This window comes from Streptococcus sp. A12 (assembly GCF_905372335.1).
Classification (GTDB): Bacteria; Bacillota; Bacilli; order Lactobacillales; family Streptococcaceae; genus Streptococcus.
The window spans coordinates 1-2,533 of sequence record NZ_CAJPOU010000104.1 but is presented as its reverse complement, the minus strand read 5'-3'; the positions used below and the strand labels follow the sequence as shown (position 1 = coordinate 2,533).

The 2,533-nt window shown below is 38.9% G+C and carries 3 protein-coding genes and 1 pseudogene; all 4 read right to left on the bottom strand.

The genetic code is table 11. From position 1 onward, the window contains the following. Positions 1–82, bottom strand: an 82-nt coding sequence (locus QZ158_RS08200) for a glycosyltransferase family A protein (RefSeq protein ID WP_293887509.1), incomplete at its 3' end; no start/stop codon positions are given. Between the two features lie 34 nt (positions 83–116). Beyond that, on the bottom strand, positions 117–1,115 hold the full coding sequence (locus QZ158_RS08195; protein WP_293887507.1) for a Stealth CR1 domain-containing protein: 999 nt from the start codon (positions 1,113–1,115) through the stop codon (positions 117–119). 2 nt (positions 1,116–1,117) lie between these two features. Then, entirely contained in the window at positions 1,118–2,275 is a 1,158-nt protein-coding gene (locus QZ158_RS08190; protein ID WP_000822224.1) for a glycosyltransferase family 4 protein, read from the bottom strand. A gap of 3 nt (positions 2,276–2,278) precedes the next feature. Further along, positions 2,279–2,533, bottom strand: a pseudogene (locus QZ158_RS08185) (glycosyl transferase); the annotation flags it as partial.

Sequence of the window (2,533 nt, the reverse complement as noted above, 5' to 3'; positions counted from 1 at the left end):
TGTAAGTCTGATGTTCCAAACTCTCCATGGCATAATGAAGGTAGTCCTCCACATTATAAACAGGCACAATTACCGAAATCATATTTCCTTTTCTTTCTCTTACTTAGTTTTACAGTTTAAATCTCAAATGAGCTTCTATCTGGAAGCAGTTGATCCATAGCCTTGATAAAGTCTGTCATCACCTGCTCCTCGTCTTGAATGTTAAATCCATCATTGATACACATAATTTGGTATTTGCCAGAATTTAGTATCTTCCAAAAATCTGGTCCGGCATTATCCAAAGAAAAGAGTCCTCCCAACTTAGGATTTCCGATAGCGTATTTACCACTGGCAATCTGCCAATACTTAAAGAGCCAAACATTGGTATCAGAGGGACTTCTGAAGCGACTAGCCGAGGTTCTTTCCAAGACAGCTTTTTCCTTTTCCCATACCAAGTTCATCGTTGATCTTAGTAGAGGATAGGGCAGATGACTCTCCCAGAAACCACAGATAAACTGACTATTTCTGTATAGTAGCGACTTAACGATACTTTTTAATCCCTGCTTTGGATCAAAGAATTGGCCATTCTTCAAAATTTCATTTCGACTGAAATAGCTAGTGACAATCTCCATGTCATTTATCTGAAAATTCCCCGTTCCATATCGCTCAGGAATAATCGGTGAAAGAGCCGTATTATATTTGGGTAAACCATCCTCTGAGAAAAAATCTGTCGGCTCGACTGGAGCTGTCAAATACATATCGTCATTAAAAAAAACAAAATGCTCTGAGAGACCAGGGATTCGATGGATGTTACTTTCGATAGGATTGGCAGAAAAAACTGGTAGGTAGTCATTACAGATAATTTCTGTATGATCTACCAACACCAATTTTTCACTATTTATATCTAACCAGCTTGGCTTTTGCTGGTCAGTCACGAGGTAGACCTTATTGACCCAAGGAGCAAATTTTTCAACTCCTCTAAACCAATATTTAAAGGTCCCCCATTCTCGGTAAGCCTTGACTGAATTCATACTCTGTTTAGAAGTATTAACCGAGCCATCATAGCTTGATTTTTTTTCTTGCCATACAGGATCATTCCCATCAACCCAAGTCACAACAAAATCTATTTTATTCATAACTAATCTTTTCTATCTGTTTTATACAACTCCGAAAAGTTCTTGATGTAACTCTCCAAAGAAAACAGCTCTTTTTGTCTCTGATATCCTACTCGCCCAAATTTTTCTCTTTTTTCAGAACTATCTAGTAAGAGAGAAATGGCATTAGAAAGTTCTTGAGGACGATTTGGTTTGACTAAGCAACCACTTTTGTCATCTACTACCATTTCAGCTATTCCCCCATTGTTATAACCAACAACTGGTTTTGAACAAGCCATGGCTTCTAGGACTACTGTAGGTAGGGAATCAGGTTTTATACTTGGTAAGACAAAGATATCAAACATATTATAAAGTTCAGAAGTCTTATCGTAGTAATCAATACGATGAATTTGTGACACAACAGATGAAGAAGCTATTCTCTTATCTAGTTCTTCTAAGCGCCATTCTTCACCAGGAAAAACACCTCCAGCTAGGAAAGCCACCGCTTGCTCATTCTTTTCCAAAAGTGGCTCGACTGCTTCTATGAAATCATTTTGTCCTTTGATAGCATTGACCCGACCAATCATGCCAATCACAAGTGCATCTTGCGCAATGTCAAATTTTTCACGAATAGAAGACGCATCCATTGGATAATAGACAGCATTATCGACACCGTTATAAATCACTTCCACTTGGCTATCTTTGATAAAGGGAGACTGCTTGATATGATTAGCGACCGCTTGGGACACCGTCACAATCTTGTCTGCATATCGTCCCATGAGCATATTGATAAAGTCAGAAATAGCTTTGGGTTTGACGATAATCTCATGAACATGCCAAATCAAAGGCAGCTTGAGCTTGCGTTTCAAATAGATGCCCTCCAAAACAGCCGCTGTATTATTGTGAACCATATCTATACTGTGTTCTCGAGCATAGAGGGCGATTTGCTTAGCATAGAAATTATAAGAGCGAATATAGTCGGCAATGCCTTTAGGATTAAAGTATTTTCTACGTAAAATCGGATAATCCAACACGCTGACCTTAGCTCCAACTTGGCGCAAAGCCTCGACTAAAACACCGTCATTTGGCAAGATGACGTGAGCTTCAAATTCTTTGGAATCCAATCCTTTGATCAATTCCAATAAAACCTTATCTGCTCCATACATTTCTGCACCAGCATGCAAGTATAAAATCCGTTTCATTCCCTATCCTTTAAACACTTCTTCATAATCTGACACAATCTTTTCCCATGTGAAAGCTGAGATAATTCTTTGGCTTGACTTGAAATCCAAGTCAGCTATCACTACCTGATCAAATCCCTCTACTTCCTCAATGACGCGTGCCAACTCATCTTTTTTCCAATAAATAGCCCCGTCTTCACCAACCTCACGGTTAAAACCAACATCTAGCAACAAATTCAGTTTTGTAGATGCTAGAGCTTCCAGTAGAGAAGGGTTGGT